At 71.5% G+C, this 17,172-nt stretch carries 18 protein-coding genes and 5 tRNA genes; 18 read left to right on the plus strand and 5 right to left on the minus strand.

Annotation, left to right across the window (positions count from 1 at the left end):
- The first annotated feature begins 76 nt into the window (after positions 1-76).
- The 8 genes from ACGF3J_RS08570 to ACGF3J_RS08605 all read left to right on the plus strand — a co-directional run bounded on the left by ACGF3J_RS08570 (position 77) and on the right by ACGF3J_RS08605 (position 3,761).
- Positions 77-862 carry a fumarylacetoacetate hydrolase family protein gene (locus ACGF3J_RS08570; protein WP_393853686.1) on the plus strand — a complete coding sequence of 262 codons (786 nt, stop codon included), beginning with the start codon at positions 77-79 and terminating at the stop codon, positions 860-862.
- On the plus strand, positions 855-2,339 hold the full coding sequence (gltX, locus tag ACGF3J_RS08575) for a glutamate--tRNA ligase (RefSeq protein ID WP_386932008.1): 1,485 nt from the start codon (positions 855-857) through the stop codon (positions 2,337-2,339). Before ACGF3J_RS08570 ends, gltX begins: the two co-directional genes overlap by 8 nt.
- A 117-nt stretch (positions 2,340-2,456) precedes the next feature.
- Positions 2,457-3,191 carry an HAD family hydrolase gene (locus ACGF3J_RS08580; RefSeq protein ID WP_161326287.1) on the plus strand — a complete coding sequence of 245 codons (735 nt, stop codon included), beginning with the start codon at positions 2,457-2,459 and terminating at the stop codon, positions 3,189-3,191.
- Between the two features lie 93 nt (positions 3,192-3,284).
- A tRNA-Gln gene (locus tag ACGF3J_RS08585) sits at positions 3,285-3,356 on the plus strand.
- Positions 3,357-3,378: 22 nt separating this feature from the next.
- Positions 3,379-3,451: transfer RNA gene (locus ACGF3J_RS08590), tRNA-Glu, on the plus strand.
- 29 nt (positions 3,452-3,480) lie between these two features.
- A tRNA-Glu gene (locus ACGF3J_RS08595) sits at positions 3,481-3,553 on the plus strand.
- Positions 3,554-3,573: 20 nt separating this feature from the next.
- Positions 3,574-3,645 (plus strand) — tRNA-Gln (locus ACGF3J_RS08600).
- Between the two features lie 43 nt (positions 3,646-3,688).
- Positions 3,689-3,761 (plus strand) — tRNA-Glu (locus ACGF3J_RS08605).
- A 160-nt stretch (positions 3,762-3,921) separates the two neighbouring features.
- On the opposite strand, the gene ndgR is transcribed toward ACGF3J_RS08605, so the two are convergent.
- Positions 3,922-4,638: an IclR family transcriptional regulator NdgR gene (ndgR, locus tag ACGF3J_RS08610; RefSeq protein ID WP_053137572.1), complete on the minus strand. Its 717-nt coding sequence runs from the start codon at positions 4,636-4,638 to the stop codon at positions 3,922-3,924.
- 198 nt (positions 4,639-4,836) lie between these two features.
- Here ndgR and leuC point away from each other — a divergent pair, with 198 nt between their 5' ends.
- From leuC to ACGF3J_RS08630, 4 genes are all read left to right on the plus strand, one after another.
- Positions 4,837-6,267, plus strand: a complete 1,431-nt coding sequence (gene leuC, locus ACGF3J_RS08615) for a 3-isopropylmalate dehydratase large subunit (protein ID WP_161326288.1) — start codon at positions 4,837-4,839, stop codon at positions 6,265-6,267.
- A gap of 5 nt (positions 6,268-6,272) precedes the next feature.
- Positions 6,273-6,866, plus strand: a complete 594-nt coding sequence (gene leuD, locus ACGF3J_RS08620; protein ID WP_161326289.1) for a 3-isopropylmalate dehydratase small subunit — start codon at positions 6,273-6,275, stop codon at positions 6,864-6,866.
- Between the two features lie 274 nt (positions 6,867-7,140).
- Entirely contained in the window at positions 7,141-7,371 is a 231-nt protein-coding gene (locus ACGF3J_RS08625; RefSeq protein ID WP_393853687.1) for a hypothetical protein, read from the plus strand.
- A 137-nt stretch (positions 7,372-7,508) separates the two neighbouring features.
- Positions 7,509-8,165, plus strand: a complete 657-nt coding sequence (locus ACGF3J_RS08630) for an HU family DNA-binding protein (RefSeq protein WP_161326290.1) — start codon at positions 7,509-7,511, stop codon at positions 8,163-8,165.
- 96 nt (positions 8,166-8,261) lie between these two features.
- Here ACGF3J_RS08630 and ACGF3J_RS08635 read toward each other — a convergent pair whose 3' ends face one another.
- Together ACGF3J_RS08635 and cofC are read right to left on the minus strand one after the other, a co-directional pair.
- A complete protein-coding gene (locus tag ACGF3J_RS08635) occupies positions 8,262-8,465 on the minus strand; it encodes a hypothetical protein (RefSeq protein ID WP_122617656.1) in 204 nt (67 codons plus the stop codon).
- A gap of 9 nt (positions 8,466-8,474) precedes the next feature.
- A complete protein-coding gene (cofC, locus tag ACGF3J_RS08640; protein ID WP_361365282.1) occupies positions 8,475-9,113 on the minus strand; it encodes a 2-phospho-L-lactate guanylyltransferase in 639 nt (212 codons plus the stop codon).
- Positions 9,114-9,256: 143 nt separating this feature from the next.
- Between cofC and ACGF3J_RS08645 the strand changes: the two genes are divergently transcribed.
- From ACGF3J_RS08645 to ACGF3J_RS08655, 3 genes are all read left to right on the plus strand, one after another.
- Positions 9,257-10,060: a lysophospholipid acyltransferase family protein gene (locus ACGF3J_RS08645; RefSeq protein WP_161326292.1), complete on the plus strand. Its 804-nt coding sequence runs from the start codon at positions 9,257-9,259 to the stop codon at positions 10,058-10,060.
- Entirely contained in the window at positions 10,057-11,067 is a 1,011-nt protein-coding gene (locus ACGF3J_RS08650; RefSeq protein ID WP_161326293.1) for an NAD(P)H-dependent glycerol-3-phosphate dehydrogenase, read from the plus strand. The genes ACGF3J_RS08645 and ACGF3J_RS08650 overlap by 4 nt, the downstream gene beginning before the upstream one ends.
- A 92-nt stretch (positions 11,068-11,159) precedes the next feature.
- Positions 11,160-12,317 carry a D-alanine--D-alanine ligase family protein gene (locus tag ACGF3J_RS08655; protein WP_161326294.1) on the plus strand — a complete coding sequence of 386 codons (1,158 nt, stop codon included), beginning with the start codon at positions 11,160-11,162 and terminating at the stop codon, positions 12,315-12,317.
- Between the two features lie 227 nt (positions 12,318-12,544).
- Here ACGF3J_RS08655 and ACGF3J_RS08660 read toward each other — a convergent pair whose 3' ends face one another.
- On the minus strand, positions 12,545-12,778 hold the full coding sequence (locus tag ACGF3J_RS08660; RefSeq protein WP_122617661.1) for an Lrp/AsnC ligand binding domain-containing protein: 234 nt from the start codon (positions 12,776-12,778) through the stop codon (positions 12,545-12,547).
- Between the two features lie 227 nt (positions 12,779-13,005).
- On the opposite strand from ACGF3J_RS08660, the gene ACGF3J_RS08665 reads away from it, so the two are divergent.
- Entirely contained in the window at positions 13,006-13,974 is a 969-nt protein-coding gene (locus ACGF3J_RS08665; RefSeq protein ID WP_064730013.1) for a thiamine-phosphate kinase, read from the plus strand.
- Complete coding sequence (thiD, locus tag ACGF3J_RS08670; protein WP_393853688.1) at positions 13,971-14,768, plus strand: bifunctional hydroxymethylpyrimidine kinase/phosphomethylpyrimidine kinase; 798 nt, start codon at positions 13,971-13,973, stop codon at positions 14,766-14,768. The genes ACGF3J_RS08665 and thiD overlap by 4 nt, the downstream gene beginning before the upstream one ends.
- Before the next feature lie 112 nt (positions 14,769-14,880).
- Here thiD and rpmB read toward each other — a convergent pair whose 3' ends face one another.
- Positions 14,881-15,066, minus strand: coding sequence for a 50S ribosomal protein L28 (rpmB, locus tag ACGF3J_RS08675; RefSeq protein ID WP_079163674.1), 186 nt, complete (start codon positions 15,064-15,066; stop codon positions 14,881-14,883).
- A 263-nt stretch (positions 15,067-15,329) separates the two neighbouring features.
- On the opposite strand from rpmB, the gene ACGF3J_RS08680 reads away from it, so the two are divergent.
- Positions 15,330-17,132 carry a DAK2 domain-containing protein gene (locus ACGF3J_RS08680; protein ID WP_393853689.1) on the plus strand — a complete coding sequence of 601 codons (1,803 nt, stop codon included), beginning with the start codon at positions 15,330-15,332 and terminating at the stop codon, positions 17,130-17,132.
- Positions 17,133-17,172: the final 40 nt, after the last annotated feature.

Here is a 17,172-nt window from a genome sequence, read left to right on the forward strand (position 1 = left end):
ATCATGCCGGACGGGCGCGCCGCGTTAGCCTGGGGCGTCAGACTCCAGCCAGCTCAGTCAAGGGGCCAAGCAACCCGTGCGCATCGCCAGGTTCTCCATCGACGGGAACGTCGCCTTCGGCGCGGTCGAGGGCGACCAGCCGGACCAGCTCGTCCTCGACATCATCAAGGGCATCCCGTTCGGGGACTACGAGCTCTCCGGCACCAAGGTGCCCCTGAGCAAGGTGCGGCTGCTGCCGCCGGTGCTCCCGAACAAGGTCGTCGCCTTCGGCCGCAACTACGCCGAACACGCCCGCGAACTCGGCAACGAGGTGCCCGACGCCCCGTTCGCCTTCTTCAAGCCGTCCACCTCGGTGGTAGGCCCCGGTGATGCCATCCAGTACCCCTCCTTCTCCGAGGAACTGCACCACGAGGCCGAACTCGCCGTCGTCATCGGCCGCATGTGCCGCGAGGTCCCGCGCAACCGCGTGCAGGACGTGATCTTCGGCTACACCTGCGCCAACGACGTCACCGCCCGCGACGTGCAGCGCCGCGAGAAGCAGTGGGCCCGGGCGAAGGGCTTCGACTCCGCCTGCCCGCTGGGGCCCTGGGTGGAGACGGGCATCGACCTCGCCGCCGCGGCCGACCTGACCATCCAGCTCACGGTCAACGGGGCCCAGCGGCAGCTCGGCCGCACCAGCGAGATGATCCACTCCATCGAGGACCTGATCGTCAACATCTCCGAGGCCATGACGCTGCTTCCCGGCGACGTGATCCTCACGGGGACCCCGGCCGGCGTCGGCCCCCTCAACGTCGGCGACGAGGTCGCCGTCACCATCGAAGGCATCGGCACTCTCACCAACAAGGTTGTCAAGCGTGGCTAGCGCACCCGGCTCACCCGTACGCGTACGTTTCTGTCCGTCCCCCACCGGCAACCCCCACGTGGGTCTGGTGCGCACCGCCCTGTTCAACTGGGCGTTCGCCCGGCACCACCAGGGCACGCTGGTCTTCCGCATCGAGGACACCGACGCGGCCCGCGACTCCGAGGAGTCGTACACCCAGCTGCTCGACGCGATGCGCTGGCTGGGCTTCGACTGGGACGAGGGCCCCGAGGTCGGCGGCCCGCACGCGCCGTACCGCCAGTCGCAGCGCATGGACATCTACAAGGACGTCGCCGAGAAGCTGCTCGCCGCCGGCCACGCCTACCGCTGCTACTGCTCCCAGGAGGAGCTGGACAGCCGCCGCGAGGCCGCTCGGGCGGCCGGCCGGCCCTCCGGGTACGACGGCCACTGCCGCGACCTGAGCGACGCCGAGGTCGAGGCGTACAAGGCCGAGGGCCGCGCGCCCATCGTCCGCTTCCGGATGCCCGACGAGGCGATCACCTTCACGGACCTGGTCCGCGGCGAGATCACCTACCTCCCCGAGAACGTCCCGGACTACGGCATCGTCCGCGCCAACGGCGCCCCCCTCTACACGCTGGTCAACCCGGTCGACGACGCCCTGATGGAGATCACCCACGTCCTGCGCGGCGAGGACCTGCTCTCCTCCACCCCGCGCCAGATCGCCCTGTACAAGGCGCTGACCGAGCTGGGCATCGCCAAGGAGATCCCGGCCTTCGGCCACCTCCCGTACGTCATGGGCGAGGGCAACAAGAAGCTCTCCAAGCGCGACCCCCAGTCGAGCCTGAACCTCTACCGCGAGCGCGGCTTCCTCCCCGAGGGCCTGCTCAACTACCTCTCCCTGCTCGGCTGGTCGCTCTCCGCCGACCAGGACATCTTCACGATCGACGAGATGGTGGCGGCCTTCGACGTCTCCGACGTGCAGCCCAACCCGGCGCGCTTCGACCTCAAGAAGTGCGAGGCGATCAACGGCGACCACATCCGGCTGCTGCCGGTGAAGGACTTCACCGAGCGCTGCCGTCCGTGGCTGAAGGCCCCGGTCGCCCCCTGGGCGCCCGAGGACTTCGACGAGGCCAAGTGGCAGGCCGTCGCGCCGCACGCGCAGACCCGCCTCAAGGTCCTCTCCGAGATCACGGACAACGTCGACTTCCTGTTCCTGCCGGAGCCGGTCCTCGACGAGGCGAGCTGGGCGAAGGCGATGAAGGAGGGCTCGGACGCCCTGCTCGCCACGGCCCGCGAGAAGCTCGACGCGGCCGACTGGACGTCCCCCGAGTCCCTCAAGGAGGCCGTCCTGGCCGCCGGCGAGGCGCACGGCCTCAAGCTCGGCAAGGCCCAGGCGCCGGTCCGCGTCGCCGTCACCGGCCGCACCGTCGGCCTGCCCCTCTTCGAGTCCCTTGAGGTCCTGGGCAAGGAGAAGGCGCTGGCCAGGATCGACGCGGCACTGGCCCGTCTCGCGGCCTGACGCCCGTACGCGCCCCAAGGGGCGGCCCCCGGACCACCGGGAGCCGCCCCTTCGCCGTTGCCCGGAGTTCCCCGGATCGGGCGGACGCGGCCCGTCCCTCGGCGTTACGGTCGGATCATGAGCATCCGAGCCGTGGTCTGGGACGTCGACGACACCCTCTTCGACTACACCACCGCCGATCGCGAGGGCATGCGGGCCCACCTGGTGGCCGAAGGGCTCCTCGCCGGGTACGGGTCGGCCGAGGAGGCCCTCGTGCGCTGGCGGCAGATCACCGACCGGCAGTGGGCGCGCTTCTCGGCCGGTGAGGTGGACTTCGTCACACAGCGGCGCGACCGCATCCGCGAGTTCCTGGGCCGGCCGGAGCTGACCGAGGCCGAGGCCGACGAGTGGTTCCAGCGCTACGTCACCCACTACGAGGCCGCCTGGTCCCTCTTCCCGGACGTGCTGCCCGTCCTCGACGCCCTCGCCGGCAGCCACCGGCACGCGGTGCTCTCCAACTCCAGCCTCACCGTCCAGGACCGCAAGCTGCGCGTCCTCGGTGTGCACGACCGCTTCGAGGCCATCCTGTGCGCCGCCGAGCTGGGCGTCTCCAAGCCCGAGCCCGCCGCCTTCCTCGCGGCCTGCGACGCCCTGGCCCTCCCCCCGGCCGAGGTCGCCTACGTCGGCGACCACCCGGAGATCGACGGACGCGGCGCCGCCGACGCAGGGCTGCTCTCCGTGTGGATCGACCGGGGCGGCGTCTACGCGACGGTGGACCCGCCGGAGGGGCCGCGCCGTATCGCCTCCCTCTCCGAACTCCCCGCGCTGCTCGGCGCCGATACCCGTTTTGGAGCCCCGTCCACCTTCGGGTAATGTTCTTCCTGCGCCGCCGAGGAGCGGGCCGAAAGGGCCGGGAACCGGAAGCGCGACGCTAGAGCGAAACCCCATCAGGGGCTTGCGTTCCAGTGGCCTATGGTGTAATTGGCAGCACGAGTGATTCTGGTTCACTTAGTCTTGGTTCGAGTCCAGGTAGGCCAGCTCGCAGAGCTATATCTGCAATGCCCCCGTTGTGTAGCGGCCTAGCACGCCGCCCTCTCAAGGCGGTAGCGCCGGTTCGAATCCGGTCGGGGGTACGGTGATCTCTCACGAGATGATCGCTAGGGCCCCCGTTGTGTAGCGGCCTAGCACGCCGCCCTCTCAAGGCGGTAGCGCCGGTTCGAATCCGGTCGGGGGTACGAACTGGTCTAAACCACATTGGTCTATGGTGTAATTGGCAGCACGACTGATTCTGGTTCAGTTAGTCTAGGTTCGAGTCCTGGTAGACCAGCTCGGATCTGCGGCGATGCAGTTCAAGCGTCTGCAAGATCCACGCCCCCGTTGTGTAGCGGCCTAGCACGCCGCCCTCTCAAGGCGGTAGCGCCGGTTCGAATCCGGTCGGGGGTACAAGATCAGAAGGCCCTCCGCTTCGGCGGGGGGCCTTCTTGCGTTCCCAAGTCCCCGTGCGGCCGCGCCGGTTCGGCGTCCCGGGCGTGGACGGGGTCCTGGCCGGGGGAGGCCCGCCGCGGCGTTGGGGCGGGCCCTCCTCGTCACCTGGTGCGGGCCGTCAACCCGTGCGGCGCAGCGCCTCCGAGAGGCGGCCGGCGGCGTCGATGATCGCCTGGGCGTGCATCCGGCCCGGGTGGCGCGTCAGGCGCTCGATGGGGCCGGAGACGGACACGGCCGCCACCACGCGGTTGGAGGGGCCGCGCACCGGCGCCGAGACGGACGCGACGCCCGGCTCCCGCTCGCCGATGGACTGGGCCCAGCCGCGCCGCCGCACGCCGGACAGAGCCGTCGCCGTGAAGCGGGCGCCCTGGAGGCCGCGGTGCAGACGCTCGGGCTCCTCCCAGGCCATCAGGATCTGTGCCGAGGAGCCGGCCTTCATGGTGAGCGTGGAGCCGACCGGGACCGTGTCCCTCAGGCCCGACAGACGCTCGGCCGCGGCCACGCAGATGCGCATGTCGCCCTGGCGGCGATAGAGCTGAGCGCTCTCGCCCGTGACGTCGCGGAGGTGGGTGAGCACCGGGCCCGCGGTGGCGAGCAGCCGGTCCTCGCCGGCCGCCGCGGCCAGCTCGGCCAGGCGCGGGCCGAGAATGAAACGGCCCTGCATGTCGCGCGCCACCATGCGGTGGTGTTCCAGTGCCACGGCCAGGCGGTGGGCCGTGGGTCGTGCCAGTCCGGTCGCAGCGACCAATCCCGCGAGGGTGGCCGGGCCGGACTCCAGAGCGCTCAGGACGAGGGCCGCCTTGTCCAGAACGCCGACGCCGCTACTGTTGTCCATGAAACGATACTCCCGTCTCACTCTGTGAAACGCAAGTTCAATTTTCCATGGAACGCGCCACCCTGGATGGCACGAAGTCACAACGGCCCGTGACGTAAGGGCCTGGTGGCGGTTGCCCGGAAACACAGGGGTGCGGGCGCCGCTTCCCCAAAGATCTCTAGTTGGGCCGACGCTTCGTCGCCGGCCGGAGGGAAAGCGATGGGTAGGACACTCGCGGAGAAGGTCTGGGACGACCACGTCGTCCGGCGCGCCGAGGGCGAGCCCGACCTCCTCTTCATCGATCTGCACCTGCTGCACGAGGTGACCAGCCCGCAGGCCTTCGACGGCCTCCGCAAGAGCGGCCGCCCGGTGCGGCGGCTCGACCTGACCATCGCCACCGAGGACCACAACACCCCGACACTCGACATCGACAAGCCCATCGCGGACCCGGTCTCCCGGGCCCAGCTGGAGACGCTGCGCAAGAACTGCGCGGAGTTCGGCGTCCGGCTGCACCCGCTGGGCGACGTCGAGCAGGGCGTCGTACACGTGGTCGGCCCGCAGCTCGGCCTGACCCAGCCCGGCACCACCGTGGTCTGCGGCGACTCGCACACCTCGACGCACGGCGCCTTCGGCGCGCTGGCCTTCGGCATCGGCACCTCCCAGGTCGAGCACGTGCTGGCCACCCAGACGCTGCCCCTGGCCCGTCCGAAGACCATGGCCATCACGGTCAACGGCGAACTGCCCGACGGCGTCACCGCCAAGGACCTGATCCTCGCGATCATCGCGAAGATCGGCACCGGCGGCGGCCAGGGCTACGTCCTGGAGTACCGGGGCGAGGCCATCGAGAAGCTCTCGATGGAAGCCCGCATGACCATCTGCAACATGTCGATCGAGGCCGGTGCCCGCGCGGGCATGATCGCGCCCGACGCCACCACCTTCGACTACCTCCGGGGCCGCCCGCACGCCCCCGAGGGCGCGGACTGGGACGCGGCGGTCGAGTACTGGAAGACGCTGCGCACGGACGACGACGCCGAGTTCGACGCCGAGGTCGTCATCGAGGCCGCCGAGCTGTCCCCGTTCGTCACCTGGGGCACCAACCCGGGGCAGGGCGCGCCGCTTTCCGCCGCCGTCCCCGACCCGGCTTCGTACGAAGACGCCTCGGAGCGCTTCGCCGCCGAAAAGGCCCTGGAGTACATGGGGTTGGAGGCCGGTCAGCCGCTGCGCTCCATCAACGTGGACACCGTCTTCGTAGGTTCCTGCACCAACGGCCGCATCGAGGACCTGCGCGCCGCCGCCGAGATCGTCAAGGACCGCAAAGTCGCCGACGGCGTACGGATGCTGGTCGTCCCCGGCTCGGCGCGGGTGGGTCTGCAGGCCGTCTCCGAGGGTCTGGACGTGGTCTTCAAGGAGGCCGGTGCCGAATGGCGGCACGCGGGCTGCTCGATGTGCCTGGGCATGAACCCGGACCAGCTGGCCCCCGGCGAGCGCTCCGCCTCCACCTCCAACCGCAACTTCGAGGGACGCCAGGGCAAGGGCGGCCGTACCCACCTGGTGTCGCCGCAGGTCGCGGCCGCGACGGCGGTCCTGGGCCACCTGGCCTCCCCGGCCGACCTGTCCGCCGCCGACGTCCCCACGCCCGCTGGAGTCTGAGAGTCATGGAAGCATTCACCACGCACACCGGCCGGGCCGTCCCGCTGCGCCGCAGCAACGTCGACACCGACCAGATCATCCCCGCCCACTGGCTCAAGAAGGTGACCCGGGACGGGTTCGAGGACGGGCTGTTCGAGGCCTGGCGCAAGGACGGGTCCTTCGTCCTCAACCAGCCCGAGCGCCAGGGTGCCACGGTCCTGGTGGCCGGCCCCGACTTCGGCACCGGCTCCTCCCGTGAGCACGCCGTCTGGGCGCTGCAGAACTACGGCTTCAAGGCCGTGATCTCCTCCCGCTTCGCCGACATCTTCCGGGGCAACTCGCTGAAGAACGGCCTGCTCACCGTGGTCCTCGACCAGAAGACCGTGGACGCGCTGTGGGCGCTCACGGAGCAGGACCCGCAGGCGGAGATCACCGTCGACCTGGAGGCCCGCGAGGTCCGGGCGGAGGGCGTCACGGCCCCCTTCGAGCTGGACGAGAACTCCCGCTGGCGGCTGCTGAACGGGCTGGACGACATCTCGATCACCCTTCAGAACGAGGCGGACATCGCCACGTACGAGGCGAAGCGCCCCTCGCACAAGCCGCAGACCGTCCAGGTCTGACCTCCGGACCCGCAGAGGCGCCGACAAGGTCGAGTTTCGGCCACCCAACACCCCCGCCGTACCCCCGATCAGCCCGATCGGGGGTACGGCCGTTTTCGGGTCGGGCGGCGGGCGCCTGTCAGCGGTACGGCGCACAACTTCCCACGTTAGAGGCATTGTTGCCGGGGTAGAGAGGTCCTGGAGGCGCGGGTTCCGGCAGTGCCGGGACGGCCGTTCGGGGCGGCAGTTGCCCCCTGCGCAGGCGACAACTCGCCCCAGATGGCACAATCTGTGCATGGACTACGACGGCCAACTCGAGCTCTATGCGGCGGTCGCGGTCCGGCTCAAGGAAGCGCACACAAGAGTGCGCGCACTGCAAGTCCCGGAGGGCGTACGGATGGCGCTGACCCGGAAGCTGCTGGTCATTACGGCCGCGGCCAAACACGATCTCGCCGGTGCGGCAAGGCGCCTGGATCGGTTCACCGCCGACCTCGACGAGGGTCGATTCCCCGAAGAGGACGGCTGAACAGGCCTGGGCGGCCCGAGTCCGTTGCGGCACAAGGGTGATTAGCCCGTTTCGTGTTTGATTTGCGGTATATATCTGCCTAACGTGCGAAAAAGCTTGAACACATTCGTTCTGGCGATGTCTCCGAAGGGGAAGACGTGAACAAGGCGCAGCTCGTAGAAGCGATTGCCGACAAGGTGGGCGGCAGGCAGCAGGCCGCCGACGCCGTCGACGCGGTCCTGGACGCCCTCGTCCGTGCCGTGGTCTCGGGCGACCGGGTCTCGGTCACCGGCTTCGGTTCCTTCGAGAAGGTCGACCGTCCCGCCCGTTACGCCCGCAACCCCCAGACGGGCGAGCGGGTTCGGGTCAAGAAGACCTCGGTGCCGCGCTTCCGCGCGGGTCAGGGCTTCAAGGACCTGGTGAGCGGCTCGAAGAAGCTCCCGAAGAACGACATCGCGGTCAAGAAGGCCCCCAAGGGCAGCCTGTCCGGCCCGTCGGCCACGATCTCCAAGGCCGCGGGCAAGAAGGCCGCCGCCAAGAAGACCGCGGCGAAGAAGGCCACGGGCGCGGCCAAGAAGACCACCGCGGCGGCGAAGAAGGCCACGGGCGCGGCCAAGAAGACCACCGGAGCGGCGAAGAAGACGACGGCGAAGAAGACCACCGCCAAGAAGTCCGCCGCCAAGACCACCGCGGCGGCGAAGAAGACCGCGGCGAAGAAGGCCCCGGCCAAGAAGGCGACCGCCAAGAAGGCCCCGGCCAAGAAGTCGACCGCTCGCAAGACCACCGCCAAGAAGGCCACCGCCCGCAAGAAGTAGCAGCCGGCCGTAGCGGCGGCAGCAGGCGAACGGGGCTCTCACGCGCCGGGCCGGACTCCCTCTCGGAGTCCGGCCCGCGGCGTTTTCCCAGGTCGTTCAGAGGGTCTGGAGCGTCACCAGCGTGATCCGGCGGTCCTCGCCCGCCCCCTCCGTCTCGATCCGCACCCGCTGCCCCGGCCGCAGCAGCCGCAGGCCCCCCGCGTCGAACGCCGCCGCGTCGAAGGGCACGGGCGTGCCGTCGTCGAGCAGTACCTGCCCGCTGCGGCTTTCGGGGTCGTACGTGTACGCGGTCGCCTGCATGGCGGCAGCCTACTGCCCGGCGATCAGCAACCGCGCCGCCACCGCCGCCGTCCGGGGCCCCACCCCCAGTGCCAGGGCGGAGCGCAGATCACCGCCGGTGTCGACGTCCTGCCGTACGGAATCCACCGCGCCGAGAGACAGTTCCACCGCGCCGGACGCACGGTGGCGGACCCGGGAATCCGGACCGAATGCCGGGGACAATTCGACGCCCGGTGCCGCCGTCAGCAAGGTCGTGCCGATTCCGGCCGCGTCCGGGAGAAAAGCGCGCGGGAATTGCCCGGCCGCCGCCAGGACCCGCGCCAATTCCGCCGGCCGCAGTGCGGGGAGATCGGCGTTGAGTGCGGCCACCGGAGTTCCGGGACGTGCCGCGCGGACCGCCGCGGCGCCGTGCGCCAGCGCCGCGTTCAGACCGCCGCGGGGCTCGTCCGTGACGAGGGCCGCACCGAGCGCCGCCAGCTCCCGCCCGGCCCGTGCGTCGTCCGTGACGACTGCCACATCCGCGACCGCCGGGCAGGCCAGCGCGGCTGCCACGGCGTCCTGGGCGAACGCCAGCGCGAGATCCGGCCGGACCCCGTCGTCCGCGGTGTCCGACAGCCTGCTCTTGGCCCGGGCGAGGGGCTTCACGGGTACGACCAAGGTCCACTGCACGAGCGTTCCGTCCTTCTCTCGTCGCCGTCATTGTCACCTGGGAGACCTGGCGGTTCACTCGTCGGGGCGTACGGTGTTCTCGACAGACGGGAGGCCCGGGGCGACACTTGTCCGGCCCCAGGCCCTGGAGGAAAGGTGTCAGCGTGCCCCGCCGCAGAATCGGCTTCTGGTACCGCCTGGCCGCGGTGATCTGCAAACCGCCGCTCATGGTTCTGATCAAGCGGGACTGGCGGGGAATGGAGAACATTCCGGCCGACGGCGGATTTATCACCGCCGTGAACCACAATTCGCACGTGGACCCCTTCGCGTACGCGCACTACCAGTACAACACCGGGCGCGTCCCCCGATTCCTGGCGAAGAGCGGCCTTTTCAAGAAGGGCTTCGTCGGCGCCGCGATGCGGGGCACCGGACAGATCCCCGTCTACCGCGAGAGCACGGACGCCCTCAGCGCCTTCCGGGCCGCGATCGAGGCCGTGGAGCGCGGCGAGTGCGTCGCCTTCTACCCCGAGGGCACCCTCACCCGCGACCCGGACGGCTGGCCGATGACCGCCAAGACCGGTGCCGCGCGCGTCGCCCTGCAGACCAAGTGCCCGGTGATCCCGGTCGCCCAGTGGGGCTGCAACGAACTGCTGCCGCCCTACGCCAAGAAGCCGAACCTCCTCCCGCGCAAGACCCACCGCGTGCTGGCGGGGCCGCCGGTCGATCTCTCGCCGTTCTACGACCGGGAGATGACCGCGGAGCTGCTGAAGGAGGCCACCGAGGTCATCATGGCCGCCGTCACCGGCCACCTGGAGGAGATCCGGGGCGAGAAGGCCCCCCGAACCCCCTACGACCCGCGCCGCGAGCGGATCGAACAGCGGCGCCGTACGCAGTCGCAGACACCGTCGCAGTCGCAGACGGCGCCGGCACGGACGCGGGGAACGCAGGCAGAAGGGCAGAGCACGTGAGCAAGCCGGTCAAGGCGGCCGTCTTCGGCACCGGATCCTGGGGCACCGCCTTCGGTACGGTCCTCGCCGACGCGGGGTGCGACGTCACCCTGTGGGGGCGCCGCGCCGACCTCGCCGACGCCGTCAACTCCACCCGGACCAACCCGGACTACCTGCCCGGCGTGGAACTCCCCGCCGGGCTGCGGGCCACCACCGACGCCGCCGAGGCCGCGCGCGACGCCGACTTCACGGTCCTCGCCGTCCCCTCCCAGACGCTGCGCGCCAACCTCGCCGACTGGACGCCGCTGCTGGCTCCCGGCACGGTCCTGGTGTCGCTGATGAAGGGTGTCGAACTCGGCTCCGCGATGCGGATGAGCGAGGTCATCGAGGACGTCGCCAAGGTCGGCGCCGAGCGCATCGCCGTGGTCACCGGGCCGAACCTGGCCCGCGAGATCGCGGCCCGGATGCCGGCCGCCGCCGTGGTCGCCTGCCCCGACGAATCCGTCGCCCAGCGCCTCCAGACCGCCTGCCACACGCCGTACTTCCGCCCGTACACCAACACCGACGTCGTCGGATGCGAACTGGGCGGCGCCGTGAAGAACGTGATCGGGCTGGCCGTGGGCATCGCGGACGGCATGGGCCTGGGCGACAACGCCAAGGGCTCCCTGATCACCCGCGGCCTCGCCGAGACCACCCGCCTTGGGGTGGCCCTCGGCGCCGACCCGCTGACCTTCTCCGGACTGGCCGGGCTCGGCGACCTGGTGGCGACCTGCTCGTCCCCGCTGTCCCGCAACCACACCTTCGGCACCAACCTGGGCAAGGGGATGACCCTCCAGGAGACCATCGCGGTCACCAAGCAGACCGCCGAGGGCGTCAAGTCCTGCGAGTCGGTGCTGGATCTGGCGCGCAGGCACGGCGTCGACATGCCCATCACCGAGACCGTGGTCGCCATCGTGCACGAGGGCAAGCCCCCGGTCGTCGCGGTCAAGGAGCTGATGTCGCGCAGCGCGAAGCCCGAACGACGCTGAGCGACACCGGACGGCACCCCGGGCGCCACCCGCGCCACGCGGCCCCGCCGACGCTGTCTCGTGGCCCTACGGGCGGGTACTCTCAACGCGATATGAGCACCGAGAACCTCCCCCAGAGCCCCGAGCAGCCGCCTCGCAAGCCGCGTGTGGCCGTCGTGTTCGGCGGGCGCAGCTCCGAACACGGGATCTCCGTGGTCACCGCCGGCGCCGTCCTCGCGGCCATCGACCGGACCAAGTACGACGTCCTGCCGATCGGCATCACCAGGGACGGCCGCTGGGCCCTCACCGCCGACGAACCGGAACGCATGGCGATCACCGAGCGCCGTACGCCCGACGTCGAGGAACTGGCCGAGTCGGCCGAGGGCGCCGTGGTGCTGCCCGTCGACCCCGCCAACCGCGAAGTCGTCTACAGCGAACCCGGCGCGGTGCCCAAGGCGCTGGGCGAGGTCGACGTCGTCTTCCCCGTGCTGCACGGCCCGTACGGCGAGGACGGCACCCTCCAGGGACTCCTGGAGCTGTCCGGTGTGCCCTACGTCGGCGCGGGCGTGCTCGCCTCGGCCGTCGGCCAGGACAAGGAGTACATGAAGGCGGTCTTCGCCTCCTACGGGCTGAAGGTCGGCCCGTACGTGGTGATCCGGCCCCGCGAGTGGGAGCAGGACCGTTCCGGCGCCCGCCAGAAGATCGTCGACTTCGCCGGCGAGCACGGCTGGCCGCTGTTCGTGAAGCCCGCGCGCGCGGGTTCCTCGATCGGCATCACCAAGGTCGACGACCCCGCCGGACTCGACGAGGCGATTGAGGAGGCCCGGCGCCACGACCCGAAGATCCTGGTCGAGGCGACCCTGCGCGGCCGGGAGATCGAGTGCGGGGTGCTGGAGTTCGAGGACGGCCCCCGGGCCTCCCTGCCCGCCGAGATCCCGCCGCCCTCGGAGCACGCGTACTACGACTTCGAGGCCAAGTACATCGACTCCACGCCCGGCATCGTGCCCGCCCCGCTGACGCCCGCGGAGACCGCCGAGGTCCAGCGCCTCGCCGTCGCGGCGTTCGACGCGGCCTCCTGCGAGGGGCTGGTGCGCGCGGACTTCTTCCTCACCGAGGACGGCGAGTTCGTGATCAACGAGATCAACACCATGCCCGGCTTCACGCCGATCTCCATGTACCCGCAGATGTGGCAGGCGAGCGGGGTCGCCTACCCGGAGCTGGTGGACCGGCTGGTCCAGGCGGCGCTGCGGCGCCCGACGGGGCTGCGCTGACGTCTCCCGCCCCGCGCACGGCCAGAAGGCGACCCCCTCGGGGGTCGCCTTCTCGCAGTATGATCAGCGGGTTTCCCCGGCCCGCCGGCGGCAGTGTGTTGTCCGGGTTCCGCCACAGCTTCGTGACCGGGGCCCGGGCCGGGAACCGCCGCCGACCCGCTGTCGTCTGCTGAGGAGCAGCCGGCGGCGGCGATCAACAGTACGAGAGCGAGCGGGCGGAAGGGGGGTCAGAGATGAACCACGGGGCAGGTCAGTGTGCGTGTGATGCCGTCCACCTGCTGGACCTTGGCGACCACCATGCGACCGAGTTCGTCGACGGTGTCGGACTGGGCGCGCACGATGACGTCGTAGGGTCCTGTCACGTCCTCGGCCGTGATCACCCCGGGGATCTTGCTGATCGTCTCGGCGACGGTCGACGCCTTGCCGACCTCCGTCTGGATCAGGATGTACGCCTGTACCACGGAACCTCCAGAGCGGCCACGAGGATCATGTGGGGAAAAGGAACGCCACGGTATCGCGTAGCCGCTCTCCACGGGGAGACCCGTGGGCCGCGGGCCCCGCGCGCCGGGGTGCCGGAACGACACGAGTTGACGATCACGCCGACCGTGGTGACGGTCATTTCGACCGTAACGAGGACAGAGATGACGCGCGACCGGGCACGGACAGGGACAGAAGGGGAGCCAAGGCGATGAAGGGCACTGTTGGTGAGCTGGGGGAGTTCGGGCTCATCAGGGAGCTCACCTCCCGTCTCACCACCACCCCGGCGGTCCGTGTGGGCCCCGGCGACGACGCCGCGGTGGTGGCCGCGCCCGACCGCCGGGTGGTGGCCAGCACCGACATTCTCGTGGAGGGGCGGCACTTCCGCCGGGACTGGTCCACCGCGTACGACGTGGGCCGCAAGGCGGCGGCGCAGAACCTGGCGGACATCGCCGCCATGGGCGCCGTGCCGACCGCGCTGCTGCTCGGCCTGGTCGTCCCCGCCGAACTGCCGGTGACCTGGCCGACCGAGCTGATGGACGGACTGCGCGACGAGTGCCAGGTGGCCGGCGCCTCCGTGGTCGGCGGCGACGTCGTGCGCGGCGACACCATCACCGTCTCCATCACGGCGCTGGGCGACCTGCGCAACCAGGAGCCCGTCACCCGGGGCGGCGCCCAGCCCGGCGACCTCGTCGCGGTGACCGGCTGGCTGGGCTGGTCCGCCGCCGGGTTCGCCGTGCTGTCCCGCGGCTTCCGCTCGCCGCGCGCCTTCGTCGAGGCCCACCGGCGCCCCGAGCCCCCGTACCACGCGGGTCCGGCGGCGGCCGGGCTCGGCGCCACCGCCATGTGCGACGTGAGTGACGGGCTCATCGCCGACCTGGGCCACATCGCCGAGGCCAGCAAGGTCAGGATCGACGTCCGCTCCGGCCAGATCGACATCCCGTCCCAGATGAACGACATCGGACAGGCCGTCGGTGTCGACCCCATGCAGTGGGTGCTCACCGGGGGAGAGGACCATGCGATCGTGGCCACCTTCCCGCCGGACGTGAAGCTGCCCGCCCGCTGGAAGGTCATCGGAGAGGTCCTCAACCCCTCCGCGCTGCCGCAGGTGACCGTCGACGGGGCCCCCTGGACCAGCAAGGGCGGCTGGGACCACTTCGGCGGGGAGGTCGAGGCGTGAGGCGGCCCCTGGTGCTCACCGTGGCCGGCTCCGACTCCGGCGGCGGCGCCGGCATCCAGGCCGACCTGAAGACCATGCTCGCCCTCGGCACGCACGGCATGAGCGTGCTCACCGCGGTCACCGCGCAGAACTCCCTCGGCGTGCAGGGCGCCTGGGAGCTGCCCGACGCTGCGGTACGGGCCCAGTACCGCAGCGTCGTCGACGACATCGGCGTCCAGGCGGTCAAGACCGGGATGCTCTCCTCGGCGGAACTGGTCGAGACGGTCGCCGAACTGCTCGGCGGCACGGACGCCCCCGCCGTCGTCGACCCGGTCGGCGTCTCCAAGCACGGGGACTCCCTGCTCGCCGCCTCGGCGCTGGACTCCGTCCGCACCAAGCTGCTCCCGGTGGCCACCGTCGCCACCCCGAACCTCGACGAGGTCGCGCAACTGACCGGCGTACGCGTCGAGTCGGAGAGCGACCTGCGCCGGGCGGCCGCCGCCCTGCTGGAGTACGGGCCGCGCTGGGCACTGATCAAGGGCGGCCATCTGCGCGGCGAGGCCGTGGACCTGCTCACCGACGGCTCCGAGGAGCACTGGCTGCGCGCCCCGCGCCTCGACAACCGGCACACGCACGGCACGGGCTGCACCCTCGCGTCGGCCGTCGCGTGCGGCCTGGCGAAGGGACGGTCGGTGCCCCAGGCGGTGACCGAGGCGAAGGAGTACGTCACCGGGGCGATCGGGGCCGGGTTCGCGCTCGGCGACGGGATCGGGCCGGTGGATCACGGGTGGGCGCTCGGGCGGGGAACCGTCTGAGCGGTCCGGTAGTGTCCCGTGCGATTTGTCGGCACGGCAAAAAGCCGGTCCACCCGAGGTGGACCGGCTCCCTACAGCGGACCAGGCAGTGGCCGCGCGCTCAGCTGACGCGTCAGCGCGAGACCTTGCCGGCCTTGATGCACGAGGTGCAAGCGTTCACGCGCTTCGGCGTCCCGCCCTCCACGGTACGCACGCGCTGGATGTTGGGGTTCCAGCGACGGGGCGTACGGCGGTGGGAGTGCGAGATGTTGTTGCCGAAGCCCGGCCCCTTGCCGCAGACGTCGCAGTTGGCAGCCACGGGTCACTCCAAAGACTTCAGATGCACTTACGGTTGATCCCGGCATGCCGGGATCAAGTTCTCGGACTCGACGGTCCGGGATCTGAGTGGCGGTGCCAGGGGGATGGCCCGATCGGGATCGGGCAACCGGAGCAGCATACAACGGCTGCTCCCGTACAACGAAACTACCACGGCAGCTCAGGGGGCCGCCCCGGCCCTCTTCCGCCGGGCACCCGCCCAAGGTCTACGCTGCCAGCCACGTCCGGCAGCTCAGGGAGGCACAGGTGGCGCAGGTGCCGCAGAGGTTCTTCGACGCTCTGGCGGTGCGTACCTGGTGCGGTCTGTCGCTGCGCGCGCTGGGGCGGGCGCGCGAGGAGATCGACGCGATCAACGTCTATCCCGTCGCGGACGGGGACACCGGCACGAACCTCTACCTGACCGTCGAATCGGCCGTCGCCGCCGTGGAGGCCGTGTTCGCGGCGCACGAGCTGGACGACGGGGCGCCGGGGACCGTAGAGGGCCCCTCGCTGGCGGAGGCCGTCGGCGCGATGGCGCACGGGGCGCTGATCGGCGCGCGGGGCAACTCCGGGACGATCCTCGCGCAGCTGCTGCGGGGCATGGCCCAGGTGCTCACCGCGCGGAGTGAGTTCGCGCACACCGAGGGCCCCGGTCTGCGGCTGGCCCTGCGGAACGCGGCCGAGTCCGCCCGCCAGGCCGTGGCCCACCCGGTCGAGGGCACCGTCCTGACCGTCGCCTCCGCCGCCGCCGACGCGGCCGCCGACGCGGAGGGCGACTGCGCGGAGGTGGCCCGCACGGCCTACGAGGGCGCCCGCGCGGCGCTCGCCGCAACCCCGGCCCAGCTGCCGGTACTGGAGCGCGCCGGAGTGGTCGACGCCGGCGGGCACGGGCTCGTGACGGTCCTCGGGGCCTTGGTGGAGACGTTCACCGGGCAGGCGCCCGGCCCGGGAGCGGCCACCGTCGTCCACGCGCGCGTGGAGCCGCACGAGGGCGTCGCGTCGGCTCCGTCCCCGGCGCCGGGCGACGAGGTCCTCGCGGGCGGGTGCGCGGCTACGGAGGGCGACCGCGGCGTGGCTAGGGTGGCCGACCGCGGCGTGGCTACGGTGGCCGACCGTGGCGCGGCTGCGGAGGCCGACCGCGGCGCCGACCCCGCCTTCGAGGTGATCTATCTCCTGGAGGCCGGGGACGCGGCCGTCACGCGGCTGCGGCAGCGGCTCGACGCGCTCGGGGACTCGCTCGTCGTGGTCGGCGGCGACGGACTGTGGAACGTCCACGTGCACGTCGACGACGCCGGCGCCGCCGTCGAGGCGGGCGTCGAGGCCGGGCGGCCCCACCGGATCCGCATCACCCACTTCGGACACGGCGACGCGCACACCGCCGGGACCGGCCGCCCGCCTCGGGAGCGGAGCCGCCGCGCCGTGGTGGCCGTCGTACCGGGGGAGGGGCTGGCCGGGCTGTACGCCGAGGCCGGCGCGACCACCCTGCTCGCCCGCCCCGGGGAGCCACCCGCCAGCGGGGAGCTGGTCCAGGCCGTACGGCGGGCGCACGCGCACGAGGTCGTCCTGCTGCCCAACGACGCCGAGCTGCGCCACACCGCCGCCGCGGCGGCCGAGCAGGCCCGTGCCGAAGGCGTCAGGGTCGCCCTCATCCCCACCCGCTCCGCGGTCCAGGGCATCGCCGCGCTCGCCGTGCACGAGCCCGAGCGGCGCTTCGACGAGGACGTGGTGGCGATGACCTCCGCGGCCGGCGCCACCCGCTACGCCGAGGTCACCGTCGCCGAACACCGGTCCTGGACCACGGCGGGCATCTGCCAGGCCGGTGACGTGCTCGGCCTCATCGACGGCGACGTGGCGGTCATCGGCGCGGACGTCACGGAGGTCGCGGCGACCGTCCTGGACCGGATGCTCTCGGCCGGCGGCGAGCTGGTCACCCTCGTCCTCGGCGACGAGGCGCCCGGGACCGTCACCGAGCACCTGGAGGCCCGGGTCCGCGAGGCGTACCTCGCGGTCGACACCGTGGTCCACCGGGGCGGCCGGCAGGGGGCGCTGCTGCTGGTCGGCGTGGAGTAGTACGGCGCTCCCCGCGACCGTTGTCAGTGGCGTGGTGTGC

This window comes from Streptomyces sp. NPDC048171 (genome assembly GCF_043202655.1).
Classification (GTDB): Bacteria; Actinomycetota; Actinomycetes; order Streptomycetales; family Streptomycetaceae; genus Streptomyces.